This is a genomic window from Pseudolactococcus laudensis (assembly GCF_013449735.1).
Taxonomy (GTDB): Bacteria; Bacillota; Bacilli; order Lactobacillales; family Streptococcaceae; genus Pseudolactococcus; species Pseudolactococcus laudensis.
On sequence record NZ_JACBNY010000004.1, the window covers coordinates 119,918 to 136,593 of the forward strand.

The 16,676-nt window shown below is 39.8% G+C and carries 13 protein-coding genes; 1 reads left to right on the forward strand and 12 read right to left on the reverse strand.

The annotated features are described in order from the left end of the window. Positions 1–48: 48 nt before the first annotated feature. Positions 49–627 (reverse strand): dephospho-CoA kinase, encoded by a 579-nt coding sequence (gene coaE, locus HZR21_RS04070; protein ID WP_180746555.1) that lies wholly within the window; start codon positions 625–627, stop codon positions 49–51. Positions 628–717: 90 nt separating this feature from the next. On the opposite strand from coaE, the gene HZR21_RS04075 reads away from it, so the two are divergent. After that, positions 718–1,023, forward strand: coding sequence for a DUF1827 family protein (locus HZR21_RS04075; RefSeq protein ID WP_180746556.1), 306 nt, complete (start codon positions 718–720; stop codon positions 1,021–1,023). Positions 1,024–1,081: 58 nt separating this feature from the next. Here the strand turns inward: HZR21_RS04075 and gad are convergent, their stop codons facing one another. From gad to HZR21_RS04130, 11 genes are all read right to left on the reverse strand, one after another. Then, the gene (gene gad, locus HZR21_RS04080; protein WP_180746557.1) at positions 1,082–2,485 is read right to left on the reverse strand and encodes a glutamate decarboxylase; all 1,404 of its coding nucleotides are present in this window, start codon (positions 2,483–2,485) and stop codon (positions 1,082–1,084) included. An 8-nt stretch (positions 2,486–2,493) separates the two neighbouring features. Then, on the reverse strand, positions 2,494–3,036 hold the full coding sequence (locus tag HZR21_RS04085) for an RpiB/LacA/LacB family sugar-phosphate isomerase (RefSeq protein ID WP_180746558.1): 543 nt from the start codon (positions 3,034–3,036) through the stop codon (positions 2,494–2,496). Positions 3,037–3,338: 302 nt separating this feature from the next. Next, positions 3,339–3,800, reverse strand: a complete 462-nt coding sequence (locus tag HZR21_RS04090) for a hypothetical protein (RefSeq protein WP_180746559.1) — start codon at positions 3,798–3,800, stop codon at positions 3,339–3,341. Next, positions 3,797–4,471, reverse strand: coding sequence for a cell division ATP-binding protein FtsE (locus HZR21_RS04095; RefSeq protein WP_310592550.1), 675 nt, complete (start codon positions 4,469–4,471; stop codon positions 3,797–3,799). The genes HZR21_RS04090 and HZR21_RS04095 overlap by 4 nt, the downstream gene beginning before the upstream one ends. Positions 4,472–4,833: 362 nt before the next feature. Then, on the reverse strand, positions 4,834–7,134 hold the full coding sequence (pflB, locus tag HZR21_RS04100; RefSeq protein ID WP_180746561.1) for a formate C-acetyltransferase: 2,301 nt from the start codon (positions 7,132–7,134) through the stop codon (positions 4,834–4,836). 202 nt (positions 7,135–7,336) lie between these two features. Next, positions 7,337–8,251, reverse strand: a complete 915-nt coding sequence (locus HZR21_RS04105) for a magnesium transporter CorA family protein (RefSeq protein ID WP_180746562.1) — start codon at positions 8,249–8,251, stop codon at positions 7,337–7,339. A gap of 343 nt (positions 8,252–8,594) precedes the next feature. Beyond that, positions 8,595–10,565, reverse strand: a complete 1,971-nt coding sequence (locus HZR21_RS04110; RefSeq protein WP_180746563.1) for a MucBP domain-containing protein — start codon at positions 10,563–10,565, stop codon at positions 8,595–8,597. Between the two features lie 240 nt (positions 10,566–10,805). Continuing rightward, positions 10,806–11,636 (reverse strand): alpha/beta hydrolase, encoded by an 831-nt coding sequence (locus HZR21_RS04115; RefSeq protein ID WP_180746564.1) that lies wholly within the window; start codon positions 11,634–11,636, stop codon positions 10,806–10,808. Positions 11,637–11,683: 47 nt separating this feature from the next. Then, a complete protein-coding gene (locus HZR21_RS04120; RefSeq protein ID WP_180746565.1) occupies positions 11,684–12,808 on the reverse strand; it encodes a VanZ family protein in 1,125 nt (374 codons plus the stop codon). Between the two features lie 97 nt (positions 12,809–12,905). Further along, the gene (eno, locus tag HZR21_RS04125; RefSeq protein WP_003140204.1) at positions 12,906–14,231 is read right to left on the reverse strand and encodes a phosphopyruvate hydratase; all 1,326 of its coding nucleotides are present in this window, start codon (positions 14,229–14,231) and stop codon (positions 12,906–12,908) included. Positions 14,232–14,617: 386 nt separating this feature from the next. Then, positions 14,618–16,666: an InlB B-repeat-containing protein gene (locus tag HZR21_RS04130; protein WP_180746566.1), complete on the reverse strand. Its 2,049-nt coding sequence runs from the start codon at positions 16,664–16,666 to the stop codon at positions 14,618–14,620. Positions 16,667–16,676 lie beyond the last annotated feature (10 nt).

Genomic DNA, 16,676 nt, shown 5'->3' on the forward strand with positions numbered 1-16,676 from the left:
AAGTCCAAAGCGCTGCAAAAAACGAACACCGTCAGTTGACAGTACCCGCTAGATCTCGCTTATTAAACTTGCTAATTGATTTTCCAGTACTTCTATTGTATCACAATTTTCGATAATTCGGGTCGCTAAACTGCGTTTCTCATCAATAGGCATTTGTGCTTTGATGCGTAACAGAGCCTCTGATTCAGACAAATCATTACGTTTCATGAGGCGTTTAAGTTGGACATCTTGGGGAGCATAGACAAGCCACGTTTCATCAAATCCTGTATATGCCCGTTCAAATAACAGTGGAATATCCATAAAGACAAGCTCTAAGCGACTATTTGCACAACGTTTAAACAATTCTGTACGAATAATATCATCTTGTACAGCTGATAATTTGGCACGCGCTTCTGCATCGGAGAAGATCAAAGCGCCAAACTTGGCACGATCCAAATCACCATTTTCCAAAAAATAAGCCTCTCCAAACGTGTCACGAATAGCAATATATAAGGCACCGCCTACTTCTTGCAACTCTCTTACAACAACATCCGCATCAATCACCTCATAACCATGCGCCCGCAGATATGAAGTAACAACAGACTTGCCGGTAGCTATGCCACCTGTTATCCCGATTACTTTTTTCATGTTACTATTATAACATTTTCTATTCCTATATTTTTAATTTTCAAACTAAAAGTGCTATAATAGATTTAAAGAACAATATGGAGGAAAGCTATGAAAATCATCAATGTCACTAACAACTACCCTGATCTTGTCCGAGAGCAACTTAGAAACACCGATGCTTTGACGGTTGAGGTTTACTCTGCCGGCAACACGACTGTTATCTTTACGAGAGCTGCTAGTCATTATGAACTCATCGTAACGAATAAACACCGTGCGATTCGACCTGATGAGCGTGAAGATATTCAAAAGTTTTTCCTCAAAAAACGGTTGGATCAATCGATTATTGACCATGATCAGATTTCAATCATTGATGAGCCACGACTACTGGAAATTTCCTATCCGATTATCAAAAAATAAAAAAACTGCTGATGAGTTAGCAGTTTTTATTTGGCTCAAAATCTATTGTCTTTTTATTTTAGTGTGTGAACCCTTGAACGCCCTTGTCCTTATCTTTTTGTCGCAAAAATCGTGAGTTATCTAATTTAGCAATGGCCCATTTGAAATCTTCGGCAAATTCTTCTGCTACATTCATGCTTAAATCCGCACGAACAACATAGCGTTGAATCACTATATCTGATAAATGATCTGGAAGGGGATAGGCTGGGACTTGCCACCCTTTCATTTGTAGCATATCAGCTAATTCGTATAGGGTCCATTCTTGCTCTGATTCATCTTTTAACTTGTAGCAAACAATCGGTAGTTGCTCTCCTGAATTATAAAGAGTGAATCGACCGGTAGATGCGACAGTCTTTGCTAAGAAACGGGCAACATCATGCGTACGTTGATGAATGGCTTTATATCCATTGAAACCAAAGCGCATGAAATTATAGAATTGTCCGATGATTGGGCTGGCACTCCGAGAAAAATTAATTGCCATGGTCGGCATATCGCCACCCAAGTAGGACACACTGAAAATCAATTCCTCAGGCAAATATGTTTTATCGCGCCAAACTACCCAACCGATGCCTGGATAAACAAGGCCGTACTTGTGGCCAGACGTATTGATCGAAACGACATTATCAAGCTGAAAATCCCACTTGAGTTCGGGTGACATGAAAGGAGTATACATGCCACCAGATGCGGCATCAACATGAATCGGGATGCTGATTTTTGCGGTTTTATTGTAGTCGTTTAGTACGGCATCTAGGCCTGCGATGTCGTCATAACAGCCGGTATAAGTGATGCCAAGAATACCCACGACGCCAATTGTGTATTCGTCAAAGTAGCTGGTAATGTTAGAAATGTCGAGGCTCATGTTGTCAGCTGTCATTGGCACTTCACGTAGCTCAACATCGAAATATACGGCGAACTTTTCCCAGCAGACTTGGTAGCCAGATGAAATGACTAGGTTAGGGCGTTTACCTAAGACATCAATGCCTGCTGCTTTAGCGCGTGCTCGCCAGCGTAACTTCATGGCCATACCACCCAACATGCACGCTTCCGAGCTGCCTACGGTTGAGGTACCCATGTAGGTTTCTTGCTCAGGCGCGTGCCAGAGGTCTGCAATCATATTGACACAACGGTTTTCAAGTTCTGCTGTTCGGGGGTATTCGCTTTTATCAATGGCATTTTTTTCTAAAGTCTCGCCCATGAGCTGTGTTGCCTCAGGCTCCATATAAGTTTGACAAAAAGTGGCCAAATTTTGTCGTGCTGCTCCTTCATCTAAAAGTTCATCTTTAACCAATTGATAAGCTATTCGTGGTTCAATCGGGTGTGTGCCTAATTTATACTTAGGAACATCACGATCTGATGCAGTTGATCCGAAAATCGGTTGCAAATAAGTAGATTTTTTAGATTGATCTTTTTTTCCGTATAACATATATTACCTCAATTTCTTATGTCTTGATAGACATTAATAAACGCTTCAAAATCAATTTGTGTTGTTTTTTTCAATTTTTTTAGTTTGTCAGTTGCTGCGATTTTTCTTTGTACTGTTTCTTTTGGCACTTTTGGATAGGGCAAATCATTCAATCCCTTAAAAAGCGCATGTAGTACAAAACGGTACTTTTCCTCGGATGCCCACCCCCAATTTAAAGAAAACGGATAGGAAAAAGCATTACCTTGATTAATACTTGCAAATAAGTTAGCCTCTATCTCACTTGTGCCATAGCCACAAATGACATTAGGGATATAGTTACAAGCAAGTTGCATCCCCAGACCAGAGCTGCAACCAGTTAAAATAAAATCAACTTCTTTTTCGTTTAAGGCATAGCCGCATCTTACAGCAACATCAATATAATCTACTGTTTGCTCTGTCATTGTCAACGCAACAGCAGTGTGACCATGTGCAACGGCGACATCTCGAATGATATTAAATAACATTTCACGCTTGTCTGATAAATAACTCGCGACAGCAAAACCGATTTTCATCCCATGCTCCAATCCTCTTACTTTGTTTTAATTTAACCCTATATCGGCATTTTATAACTAACTTATCGACATCTCCGACTTTATCCCTTCTTGTTCTTATTTTAACATAAAAAACTCGTGCAGCTTGTTTAGAACTCGGATAATATAACAGATCCTTCATAAATTCGCTTGGCATATTTCCGCATCAACCAGCAGATATAAGCCAGGAAAACAGCGCCCATTATGATTGGAATAAACCATATTTCTAGAAATTTAGGGTTACTAATTCCATAAAAAAGCATGACTCGTCTTAATATGAGTTGTTACAAGAGGACTGAAATAGCGTAAGTCACGGGTGCACACACTAGTAAAATAAAAAAGCGACTCAAGAAGAATTCTTCAAAAACATATTTTTCATCTAAAACAAGTTGATAGCGTGTTTGCAAACTTTCTTTTTCAAGTCTTAGAAACTGTTTAACAGTAGTAGCTGTATGCATCAGTAGAAAGACAAATACGGATAGACTTAGGATAATAAACACCAATAACAGAAACCCATTGAAAAATCGCAACATATTAATCGACTCACTCCCTTGCGAAAAAGGATTTTGCGCTGTTTCTGTTTCTTGAAGGCGTGTCAATTGACGAAAAATTCTTGGGAAAAGAGATGTTATCGCTACTAGAACATTCAAAACAATCATTGCAATTAGCAGCGAAAGACTTTGCATTGAAATTTCTCTAAAGTGACGCAATGTATAACGATAAGCCGTTTTAAAAAGATAGCTCATACAATCTCCCCCTCTCGCAGTTCTAAACACCGATGTGGGAATTTTTCTAAAATAGATGCATCGTGCGTTGCTAAAATAATGGTTACACCTTGCGCATTAAGCGACTCAAGATAGGTTAAAACTCTCGCACTCATTTTAGGGTCTAGGTTTGCAGTCGGCTCATCTAAAAGTAAAATCCGTGGTTGCGTTGTTAATGCCATAGCTAACGCTAAACGCGATTGATCACCGCCTGAAATTTCATCTGGATAATGTTCACGAAGATGTGACAAGGAAAATATTGACAACCATTTGGCAACATTTTCAGCTACACTGTTTTGAGCCTTCCTTTTAAAATGATCGTATATAGCGAGATTTTCAACAACTGTTTTACTGCTGTCAAACATCAATTGCTGTGACACATACTTGACCATTTTTTGAAATTGTCGACGATAGTCTGGCACTTCAAATTGAACATCATGTTCTCGAAAAATAAAGTCACCTGAAAAAGATAACTCACCATGCAGTAGTCGTAGTAAGCTAGATTTACCAGCACCGCTTTTACCCGTCAAATAAACAAACTCACCAGACTGAATTTGAAACGATAAGTCATGTAAAATTTTATCTTCTTGGTAGGTAACATTGTTTTTTTTGAGTTTGAATATCTTACACTTTCTATACCAATAAACTTGCACGATCCAAGCCAAAATATACAAAAAAACAATTAGCTGAGAAAAAAGTCAAGCAACAAATGCTCTCGTATCATTTGACGCCTAGATTTTCCAACAAGATGTTGAATCCTAAATGTCTTGATATGCGACATAAATATCATAATAAAAATTATCACATTCACAACTAAAATAAAATTGATTTATATTGCCTACTCAATATCGCACCTATCTCCATTCACCAAAAAGCAAGCGCTCTCACGTTTTTTTATTAAATTATAACATTGTTATGAACTTCGTTCAATATTAAACTATCTTTACCATTTTTTAGTAAGCTTTCAACAAAAAAATCTTGCCAAAATAATGACAAGATTTTTATATCTTAAATTTTAAACGTCCATTGACAAAACTTCGTGGAAGACACGGTGTGTCAATTCATGTTTTTGTTCTTTTGTAAGGTATTTTGTGTTAACGCAGTAGCCAGAGATACGAACGATAACATCTTCGCCGTTAAGGATTTTATCTTTAACGTCAGCCAAGTCCATGACGTTCAAGTTGACGTGTTGACCACCATCTTCGAAGTAAGCATCGAGGACATCAACTAAGTTATCAACTTGTTCATCACGTGTTTTACCAAGTGCTTTTGGTGACACTTGTGTTGTCAAAGAGATACCATCATTGGCATGTTTGAACTCAAGTTTTTCAAGTGTACGAAGGTTTTGCAACCAACCACCCTTAGCTTTGTTAGAAGGATTAGCACCTGGCGAGAAGAATTCAACTTCGCTTGTGTTTGACGTGCCATCTTCGTTCAAGAAAACACCACGGTGAACTGGTGAGTTACCAGTTTGTTTAGAATAAGCCACGTTAGATGTGATTGTCAACAATGAAACAGTTGCTTCTGCATCTTTGTGCAATTTATGGCTAGCCAAACGGTTATGGTATTCTGCCATCAACCATTTTGCAATGTCATCAGCACGGTCATCATCTTCACCGTAACGTGGGAAATCACCAATTGTTTCGTAATCGTAGATATAACCATTTTCGTCGCGGATTGGTTTAACAGTTGCGTACTTGATCGCTGACAAAGTATCAACAGTGTTTGCGAAACCACAAATACCAAATCCCATGTTAGCGCGTTGGTGACTTGGCAAGAATGCCATTTGAACTGCCTCATAGTTATATTTGTCAGTCATGTAGTGAATGATATTCAAAGCATCCACATACGTGTCTGTCAACCAGTCCAATGATTTTTCAAAGTTGGCTTTAACTTCGTCAAATTCCAAAACATCAGATTTGATTGGGTCAATGTCGAATACTTTGTAGTCACGATGCACATCATCATAACCACCATTGATACCAGTCAAGAGAGCTTTCAGTACGTTAACGCGTGCGCCAAAGTACTGAATGTTGTGACGACCTTCTTCATTTTCAGGGTCAAGTGGTGACACACAACAAGAGATACATGACATTTCGCCATAGCCCTCTTCAGCCATTGTCTTAACACCTTCATATTGGATAGAAGAATGTTTGTGGCTCATGCTCATACAGTAGCGTTTGAACGCATATGGCAATTCTTTAGCCCAAAGTACAGTCAAGTTTGGCTCAGGAGAGTTACCAACGTTATCCAAAGTGTTCAAGAAACGGAAATCCATTTTTGTCACACGGTGTTTACCATCGTTACCTACACCAGCCATTGATGTTGTGATGAAAGTTGGGTCACCTGAGTAAAGCGCATCGTATTCTTTTGTACGTGCAAACTTAACAGTACGCAATTTCAAAACGAAATCATCCACAAATTCTTGGATTTCTGACTCAGTAAACGTACCACGAGCCAAATCACGTTCAGCAAAGATATCCAAAACGATTGGCACACGACCAAGAGATGTTGCCGCACCATTAATCACACGACAAGCCGCCATGAAAGCAATATTCACCCATTGGATAGCTTCTTTAACGTTTTTAGCAGGTTTACGAACATCCAAACCATACAAATCACCAAGTTTCGCAACTTCACCAAGCGCTTGATATTGCAGGTTGATCTCTTCACGAAGACGAATCGTTTCTTCATTGATTTCTTTAATCGCATTCCAGTCAGCGAATTTTTCTTTCATCAAGAAATCCGCACCGTAAAGCGCCAAACGTGCATAAACCCCGATAATACGACCACGTGAATAAGCATCTGGCAAACCAGTTACCGTGTGCGCATGACGTGCTCTACGAATATTAGAAGTATAAGCACGGAAAATACCGTCATTTACTGTCGTTACATGTTTTGTATAAATCTCATGCATCAGTGGGTCAGGCGTATAACCATGCTCTTTAAGCGCAGTTTCAGCCATCCGAGCACCACCTCTAGGCATAAACGAAAGACGGAAAAGCTCAGAGTTTTGAAGACCGTAAATCAGTTCGTTTTCTTTGTCAATGTAACCAGCTGGGATATCAGCGATTGACGCTGCGCGGTCAGTATCCATAGGGAACTGAGACGCTTCATAACGGTCTTTCGTTGACTCGATGATTTCTTTGATTCTTAAAGAACGTTCTGTCGGCCCCGCAAGGAAAGATTCATCCTCATCGTAATTTTTGTGGTTAGCTTTTACGAAACGAGAAACACTGACTTTTTCTTTCCAGTCTGTCCCCTTAAATCCTGCCCATGCTTCTTCAAAAACGTTTTCAGTCACTTCTGTTTTCATGTTTTATTATCTCCTATTATTTGACGAGAAAGGTAACATTCCCTTGTTACCTGTTTTATACTACACCACTATTCTATCATACAGAAAACGGTTACACAAGTAAAAAACGAGGGTTTTATGACTTTCTCTTATGTAACAGATTAAGGAAATATTAAATCTGTACCATTTTAAGACAACAAGTGTGTTAGTTCACAAAATGATATTAAAACATCCGTTTTCTCCACATAATCCGAAAAACAAGCCACGAAATCAATGTCGCTCCCACCATAATCAGCCAAAAAGCATAGGGGATATTCTGAAAAGGTAATTTAACATTCATGCCATATAAACCGGCAATAATTGCAGGAATTGTCATGATAAATGTTGCACTTGTCATAATCTTCATAATGATATTCAAATTATTGGACACAATATTCGAAAAAAGATCACTCAAATTTTCTAGTAGTTTCAACTGAATTTCTGTCGTCGTCAAAGCCTGGTCTGCCTCGACATAGATATCAAAAACTCGGTCTGAAAACTCTTGCTCATTATGATCTCGCAAGTAGGTCATCAACGTCTGATACACTTCAATGTTATCTTCAAGCGCCGCCTCAAAGTAAATCAAGCTTTTCTGAGAGCGAATGATTTCCATAATTTGCGCATTTTCCTGAGAGAGTGCCAAATCTTTCTCGATAACTTTCATTCGCTTTCTGTGCTGAGACAAATAATTATTAAAAGAGCGTCCAAGTGTACTCATAATCTGAAAAATCAGCTCATGATGATAGCGTGACGCATCATAATGACGCGTCAAAATCGGTGACAAATCATAATCACGATTCAAAGAGAGGATCACTGCTTTCTTCTTTGGATTCACGATCAAAGAAAAAGGATAGACCTCTGCTGCTTCGTCCTCAATACAAGGATATTGCAGGAGTAGCAAGAGATTATGGTGTTTATCCATCTCAAACCGCGCATTTTCATCATCATCCAAAATGCCCGCGATGTAGTCAAAGGGAAAGTGATAAGTACTCGAAAGATGCCCGATTTCTTCTTTCGTAGGTTTGGTTACCAGCGTAAAATCAATGCCGTCAACCGACGCTACGAGCGTGTTGTGTTCTAGCTTGTAATTTGTAATCATAGGACAATTATAGCACATAGCCTTCTTTATCTTAAATTTTTGCTGTTTTTTCATTTGTCTCATCTAGTGCCAATCAAAAAAAGAGAGGTCAGGGTAAAAAAAAAATTAAAACGTAAACTCGTAGGAATATGTTATAAGAAAAAATACCAAATCGGTATTGTTTTGCCAAAACAATACGAAATTGGTAAAAATATGTTGATTCCGTCGTTGTCGACTCATATTATTTCTACGAAACAATATGAAAAAGAAAAAAGCAAACTGGCAAAAATTTAATGTGATTGCCTAGTTTACTTTTCTCTTTAGGTGACTGAGGACTTTTGTCCTAGCCATTTTCTTTTAGAAATTATTTTTGAGTTTGTTTCAGACGAAGGGCTAAAGCAAGCAAAATGACTGCTGAAAGCAGCAATCCCAAGCTAACGCTCATCAGAGTCATGCTATCAGTTTCACCTGTTTCTGGTAATGTCTGTTTTTGATTCGAAGATACAGACGCTTTACTCTGATATTGATTATCAGATTTGCCAATTGGTTGATTGCCAGTTTTTGAATCAGAGTTTGAATCTGGATTTGGCTCTGGGTTTACTACATCAGACTTGTTCTTCGTATAAACATAAACAACTGTTTGAGGTTGATCCGTAAACTTTCCTGATGCAACTCCCTGCACTTCTTTGAAACTATATCCTTTAATGTCTTTTTGTTCTGTTGTGTAAGTTTCGCCTATAAGACCCGTTTTGACAGCAGTTTCAGAGATTGGATTGCCGTCTACATCAACATATGTCGTTGTAATATCGCCACCTTTTACAGGTTCAGCTTCTTTTACCGTAATTGTCGCCGTGGCAAAGTAGTCCCCCTCATTTTCAGTTGTCTTTAAGAAACTAGGAACTGCTTGCATATAGGTAACCTTATAGATACCAGCTATTGACGTATCAACAGTTCCTTCAACATGAATAGCCGATAATGGTATTGAATCACCATCATAATTTGTTGCACTTACAAAGTTATCCTCTGGTTGCCAAGTGTCGCCAATCGTTAACTCTGAATCACGGACAACGACTGTTGATTTATTTACCGCTGGTTCATAGACATAAGTAACCGTTTGAGGGGCAGTTGTAAATTTCCCTATTGCATCACCCTTCACTTCTTTGAAAACATAACCTTCTATATCTTCTTGCTTTGTTGTATAACTTTCACCGATATTGCCTGATTTCACAACAGCTTCTGAAAGTGAATTACCAGACGTATCCTCATATTTTACCGTCACATCACCAGCCACTACTGGTGCAGTCACTGTAACTTTGATTTGTGTTTTTGCGAATGGATTACTTGCAGTTGAAAATTTACTTTTAACCCATATTTTGCCAGTTCCTGCACGCGTTGCAACACCATTTTGAATGACTGGACTAGTCCCATCATCATCATAAACAAATTCATGCCCCGGGAATAAATCTTGATACCCCTTATCTGTTACATAAACAGATAGGTTGGTCGTATCAGGAATCGCTGTATTAAAATCAAAACCAACTGGAACAGTTACGGCTGGTGGCGCTCCTTTATACATTAATTGGGCCTGCGGATTGTTATGATAATCTGTGAAGTTATAATACTCCAACATATTATTTCTGGAGTTATAGTCTAGCATACCAGTTGCCTTTATATTGCGAGGAATATTAGAAACGATTTGATTATTATCACAAAGTACGATTAAACCGGTACTTTGTCCAGTCCAAAGAGAATCATCAAATAACTTGTCTGGTAAAACAATAAACTTGTTATTCTTTATATCTAGTCTTGTCAGTGTTCGATTTAGCGCATATAAGCCTTCTGGAATACGCGATACTGTTCCATTATTAACACTTAAACTACTTAGCGCAGTATAATCAGATATTTTTTCTGGAATACTAGACGCACCATTTACACGAAGGGTTGTCAGTTTTTCTAAATCTGATTTTTGAATCTCACTTTCTGATTTGTTTACAGCGGTAACAGTCGCAGTAATAAAGGGTTGATTATCTTCTAGCTCTGTTGCCAACCAACTCTTTTCAGTCGTATCAGCAGTTTGAGTTGAGACAGTTGTTTTATCATCACTTTTAGGAGTTAAAGAATCATACACTGTATCAGTTGCTTTTAATGTGTCAGCAGTTTTAGGTGTCTTATCATCATCTTTTGTAACTTGAGAATCTGCCGTTGTATCAGAAGTTTCAGTATCTTTACTATCGTTTATCGCATCAGACTCATGAGGTGTCTCACTATTTGCCGAGGACTCCTTTGGCTCTTGCTCTTCTATATTACCTATTTCAGGAGTAGTCTCTGTTGCCAATAAATACTTGGTACAGCACTTACTGAAAGAAGACTCGCTATACTTAAGATTGTTATCGTTTTAATTAAATATTTAGTTTTTATCATAAATCAATTGTACTATATTTTTTTATAATTTCAAAATTGCAGGAATGTTTAATTAAAAAAGCACCCCCACATGTGTTAATTGACCCATGCAAGAATGCCTTAATAACTGGCTAAAAAATAAGCAACACCTCAAAGCAACTCAAATCTATCTCCTTCATTTCAAAAAATCATAAATAAATTGATTAACGACTTGATTGTTGTCATGTAACGCGCTGTGTTGGGCTTTAGCGTTTGTCACCTCCTGCTCGGTATAGCTTTTCGCATTTTCCTCAACGATATATCGCAATGACCTTGCAGAACTAACAGGGACAACACCGTCAGTATCATCCCCAATATTACCAAATAGATTTAAGACACGCGTGTTTTTGGGGAACTTATCTTTGTTGACATCCAGATAGCTATAAGACGCAACCATGGTATTAGGCTTGCCATCCTTATCAAGCTCTATCTTCTTGACATCAGTCTCGCTAGGCATCCCCATAAACCCATTAAAAGGCCCTGCAATGGTGATAAGCGCTTGTAATTCAGGCATTTTCTGCTTATCAGCGCTCACCGCCAAATTCACCCAAGCATTGGCACCCGTAGAGTGCCCAACGGCATTAAAAGCCTTGATTTTATAACGACTTTTAAGTTGCACTAAAACACGCCTGAGATATTTTTCGTTCGGCTTACCATCATTAAAAACCACCGCAATCAGGGGATGTTCGACATCCGGTTGCCAACGACCAGTACTCGACAGGTCACCCTTACGATTAATATTGATTCTCAGCACCTGACGAAATCCGGATTTTTCACTAAGCGCCTCAATTATATTTTTTTCAGAGCCATAGCCACCGCCATAACCATGAACAAACAAAGTGGGGGCCTGGTAATCTCCAGCCTCCTTGCTATCCGAAAAACTCGGCTCAGTCCGACTTAATATCACACCCAGAGCGATTGAAAGCACCCAGATTGTTAGCAATAGCGCGATTATCTTTTTCTTCATGGCATCCCTATCCTAAATCTAGCCCAACTTATCAAAAGGCAATTAACCTACTCCTCTGATTTATTTTGGTAAGTCGACGCCAAGCGTGTCCCAGACAGAATTTCATGGAAAAACTGCTTGGTAAACAAGCTGACAGCCAAACTCAACACAAAGACAAGAATCAAAAAGAGTCCAAACAAAGAAAGGAAATAGTAAGTCCCCAACTCAGACGCCACAACCGAGCCCGTCTGATTCAGCACATAAAGCTCCCCCGCAAACAAGCCGTAAACTAAAACATAGCCGAATAAATTTCTTAGCAGCACACAGACAAATCCTGCTTTTTTCCCCGACTTATCAACTAGCTGTAAATGGATAAGTCTTTGACCAAGAGTTGGCCACCCGATAAGCTCTGGTATGATAACCCAGAAAATATAGAACAGGATGATAACATACTGATTGGGCTGACCCACAATCAAGTTATAGGCAATATCACTAACCATAATAATCGCCAAGTCAAGTAAGATAGCCACACTTTTACGACTGACAGAGACTTTATGACTTCTCTCTTCTAATGTTTCAACGATGTCTTCTTTTTTAGGTAACATTTTCCCAAGGGGGCCTGAAATCAGCCAACCCAACATGGCACCACAAGTATTTAAGAACAAATCATCAACATCAAAGAGGCGATAAGGACGCGGGTAGAGGCCGAATAAGGCAGAGCGCTGAATCAGCTCGAAAGATAGGGTCAAGCCAAAAGATAGCACCAGACTTGTCAGAAAGCTTTTTTTATACTGATAGCGTAGAAACATACCGAAGGGCAGCGTCAAAAGTAGGTTAAAAAAGGGCTGAGTGAACTGCGGTGTTTTGGCTGCGTGCAACCAAGTATCAGGCTGTGATAGGACAAAGCCAGAATACGTGGTGAAATCCCGAACGAAGTTAAACAGATGAAAATTTTCGACCGGTCCTGTCATTTGCTTAACCTGCTCAATCGTTGGCAGGGGCAAAATGGTCAAGGCATAAGCGCAAAGGATGTAAAAGACGAAAGCGTAGTTGACGCTAACCATCCAACCTGATATCGCACCATAACGGTGGTACTGTCGGATTAGAAACGGTAGCAAGAGTAAAATTGCAAGAAAAGGAAACATCACGACAATCAGACGGATTGACGAAATGTAAGGTGCTAAGTTAGCCATAAGAATCTCCAGTAAAATATAGTACTTTAATTATACCAAAAAAAGAACCCCTAGAGGTTCTCTTCTATTGTCAAGTCTCTGACATCAGATCAACTGATTAGAAACGAGATTTGTCTTTGATGTTGTAGAATGAGTCAAGGCCTTTGTAAACCGCAACTTCACCAAGTTGATCTTCGATACGAAGTAATTGGTTGTATTTAGCGATACGGTCAGTACGTGACAATGAACCAGTTTTGATTTGACCAGCGTTAGTTGCAACAGCGATGTCTGAGATTGTAGAATCTTCAGTTTCACCTGAACGGTGAGAGACAACAGCAGTGAAACCAGCTTCTTTAGCCATTTCGATTGCTTCAAAAGTTTCAGTCAAAGTACCGATTTGGTTAACTTTGATAAGGATTGAGTTTGAAGCACCTTCAGCGATACCACGTTTGAGGTAGTCAGTGTTTGTAACGAAGAAGTCGTCACCAACAAGTTGGATTTTCTTACCAAGTACTTTAGTAAATTCTTTCCAACCTTCCCAGTCGTTTTCGTCAAGACCATCTTCGATAGAGATGATTGGGAATTTAGCTACGAGTTCTTCGTAGTAAGCAATCATGTCTTTCTCAGTTTTAAGTTCCCACTCTTCTTCTGGTTTGTTAGCCAATTTACCGAATTCGTAAACGCCTTTTTCTTTGTTGTAGAATTCAGAAGATGCAGCATCCATAGCAAGAACGATATCTTTACCTGGTACATAACCAGCTTTTTCGATCGCTTCGATGATCACTTCGAAACCTTCATCGTTTGATTTCAAGTTAGGTGCAAAACCACCTTCATCACCAACGGCAGTAGAGTAACCTTTAGCTTTAAGGATTGAAGCCAAAGCGTGGAATACTTCTGCACCGTAACGGAGCGCTTCTTTGAAAGTAGGCGCGCCAACTGGCATGATCATGAATTCTTGGAAGTCAATAGAGTTGTCAGCATGTGAACCACCATTGATGATGTTCATCATAGGAGTTGGCAATACTTTAGTATTGAAACCACCAAGGTAGTGGTAAAGTGGCACTTCAAGGAAGTCAGCAGCAGCACGAGCAGCAGCGATAGACACACCAAGAATAGCGTTAGCGCCTAATTTACCTTTAGTAGGTGTTCCGTCCAAAGCGATCATCGCACGGTCGATAGCTTGTTGGTCACGAACATCGTAACCAATGATAGCTTCAGCGATAACGTTGTTTACGTTGTCAACAGCTTTTTGTACGCCTTTACCAAGGTAACGAGATTTGTCACCATCACGGAGCTCAACAGCTTCGTGTTCACCAGTAGAAGCACCTGAAGGTACCATTCCACGGCCGAATGCACCTGATTCAGTGTAAACTTCTACTTCGATTGTTGGGTTACCGCGTGAGTCGAGGACTTCGCGAGCGTAAACATCAGTAATAATTGACATTTTTGTCTCCTTTAATTTTAAACACCCGATGGCATTTTTTTAATTACCACCTTATATTACCACTATTTTACGGATATTTCAAGAAAAAATACCGCCCTAGTCCTTTTTTTACAGAAAATTTTCATTCACACTCCTTTCAACTCTCATCATCTTCTTTTGGCACATGCGCGTACACACAAGACCCACAACAATTTGACACAAGACTGCAAAACAAAACCCCTGAACAGCCACACAACCATTCAGGGATTTTTCCAGCAGAGCAGACAAAGCCAGACGCATCTTCGCTCATCTACCCGCTTATAAGATCACTAACACACCAGCCAATACCACAAGCATTAGTCTGTTTGGACACACACGTTTTATTTTACTTTATTAGCAGCTAGATGTCAGATTTTTTCAATTAAGAGAGACAAAGAAGGGCGGACGGGGAGTTTGTAATCCATACTATTGTAGCGGGCGAAATTGCCCGCGCTGACAAATCCCGCATTTTGAGAGCTGAAGGCGGCCGAGCGGAGCCTAAATGCACCGGTGCTACTGAACTTAAAGAGATCGGTGCTCGTTACTGTTGTTCCGATGCCCATATGACCATGGATATCCCCATAGCTCAAGGCAAAGGCTTGTTTGCTGACGCTTCCTGTTAAGCTGGTCGCAAAGCGGGTATCTTGATACCAGTTGTGCCACTCCCAGTTTGTAATCCCACTCCCAGAATTAAATGTAAAAGGTGTTTTCGTAAACTCAGTATAAGTTGGGTTATTCAGCGCAACAGCTTGGACAGCAGCTTCATCAGCTGTTCCCGCAATATTGTCCTTGTACCAGTCGTCAATCACTTTTCCAATACCATTAATACTTCGACTGCGTTCATAACCGTTGCTAATACCGGTTGATTCAAAATAGTACTCACCACTGGCGAGATATTGACTTGAGGTGCTGATAGGATCAACCTTGATAACCAGTGCTTGTAAACCATTCGAAGTAGTATTATCCATATCGGTATCCAGAATTCGCCACTTGCTACCCGCAAAATCAAACTCAGTACCTGGATCTGTATTACCCACTTTTAAAGTGACCTGTTCTTCCCAATGAGCATAAAGTGTTTTATTTCCTGTAGCTGTAGTCGAGATATTTGCGATCTGAGTACCAGCCGATGATTCAGTAAACCAACCTAGAAATTTATAACCTGACTTAGTTGCTGACTTAAAGCTTGCAACACCGATACCATAAGCATATTGAGTTGGATTGTCTTGAGGGTTAGTGCCACTGTCTAAGACGTATGTAATCTCATAAGTCGGCGCCCAACGCGCATAAAGCGTTTTATTTCCTGTCTCAGTTTTTAAAATACTGGTGACTGGCTTACCGTTTTCATCCTCCCACCTTGTAAAAACATGACCTACTTTACCTGTCGCAGGCGCAAAGCTTGACACGCCGATATCGTAGGTATATTTAGCTGGATTGCTATTATCATTATCACCACCGTCTAACTCATAAGTGATATCATATTCATTCGGTGTCCAACGCGCATAAAGTGTTTTGTTTCCCATCTCAGTTTTTGAGATACTGGTGACTGGATTACCATTTTCATCTTCCCACCCTACAAAGGTATGACCTGTCTTACCTGTCGCAGGCGCAAAACTTGCCACACCGATATCATAGGTATAAGTTGTTGGATTACCACCAGTACCAGTCCCACCATCTAAGTTGTAAGTAATATCGTAAGTTTTAGCTGTAACAGCTAACTTGCCTTCACCTGTATTGGGTAAGAGTGCTTTTACGGCATTGCCAAGGGTTGTGGGTAAGCCGCCTTGCTTGTCTGTTTGAGCTTGTGTCCCTTGCGTATTCGTCTGTCCTTGATTACCTTGCGTGTTCGTCTGCCCTTGATTACCTTGCGTGTTTTGACCACCGTTCTGATTTGAAGGGGGTGGTGTAACTCCTCCATCAACAGGCATAATACCACCTGCCTCAAGATTCAAAATCTCAAAGGTATAACGTAGCGTACAAGCACTCCCTTGGTAGCTGTTATCTAAGTTACCATTGACTGTCATCCTGAGTGTGAAATTGCCAGTCCCTTGACTGCCAACTACGAAGAGGTTTTTGTCATAGGCTTGGCTAAAATTACCACTGTCAAAGGGAACAACCGCTGCACCATTGATAAACTCAAAACTTAGTTTATCCAAGAGGATACTATCCTGAACCACTTCGATATTTTTAAGCTTAATGATGTGACCATTACTTGTATGGTTATCCACGTAAATATGGTGAGTTATGATATCACCTTCACTCACGTCATGTTCGGTGATGTCTAATTCTTGTAGACTCATCGCATCATTATCGTGGATATCGATGCGATAGTCAGTATTAGCTGCTTGTACTGGTCTAGCTGGCAACATCAGGACTAAAGCGAGCAGTGCTAACCAGTTTCTATAATTTCGATGTGTCATGTTTATCCCC

Excerpts from the sequence above, each read along its gene's own strand:
- coaE (WP_180746555.1), bottom strand. The coding sequence starts at position 627 with ATGAAAAAAGTAATCGGGATAACAGGTGGCATAGCTACCGGCAAGTCT.
- HZR21_RS04075 (WP_180746556.1), top strand. The coding sequence starts at position 718 with ATGAAAATCATCAATGTCACTAACAACTACCCTGATCTTGTCCGAGAG.
- gad (WP_180746557.1), bottom strand. The coding sequence starts at position 2,485 with ATGTTATACGGAAAAAAAGATCAATCTAAAAAATCTACTTATTTGCAA.
- HZR21_RS04085 (WP_180746558.1), bottom strand. The coding sequence starts at position 3,036 with ATGAAAATCGGTTTTGCTGTCGCGAGTTATTTATCAGACAAGCGTGAA.
- HZR21_RS04090 (WP_180746559.1), bottom strand. The coding sequence starts at position 3,800 with ATGAGCTATCTTTTTAAAACGGCTTATCGTTATACATTGCGTCACTTT.
- pflB (WP_180746561.1), bottom strand. The coding sequence starts at position 7,134 with ATGAAAACAGAAGTGACTGAAAACGTTTTTGAAGAAGCATGGGCAGGA.
- HZR21_RS04105 (WP_180746562.1), bottom strand. The coding sequence starts at position 8,251 with ATGATTACAAATTACAAGCTAGAACACAACACGCTCGTAGCGTCGGTT.
- HZR21_RS04115 (WP_180746564.1), bottom strand. The coding sequence starts at position 11,636 with ATGAAGAAAAAGATAATCGCGCTATTGCTAACAATCTGGGTGCTTTCA.
- HZR21_RS04120 (WP_180746565.1), bottom strand. The coding sequence starts at position 12,808 with ATGGCTAACTTAGCACCTTACATTTCGTCAATCCGTCTGATTGTCGTG.
- eno (WP_003140204.1), bottom strand. The coding sequence starts at position 14,231 with ATGTCAATTATTACTGATGTTTACGCTCGCGAAGTCCTCGACTCACGC.
- HZR21_RS04130 (WP_180746566.1), bottom strand. The coding sequence starts at position 16,666 with ATGACACATCGAAATTATAGAAACTGGTTAGCACTGCTCGCTTTAGTC.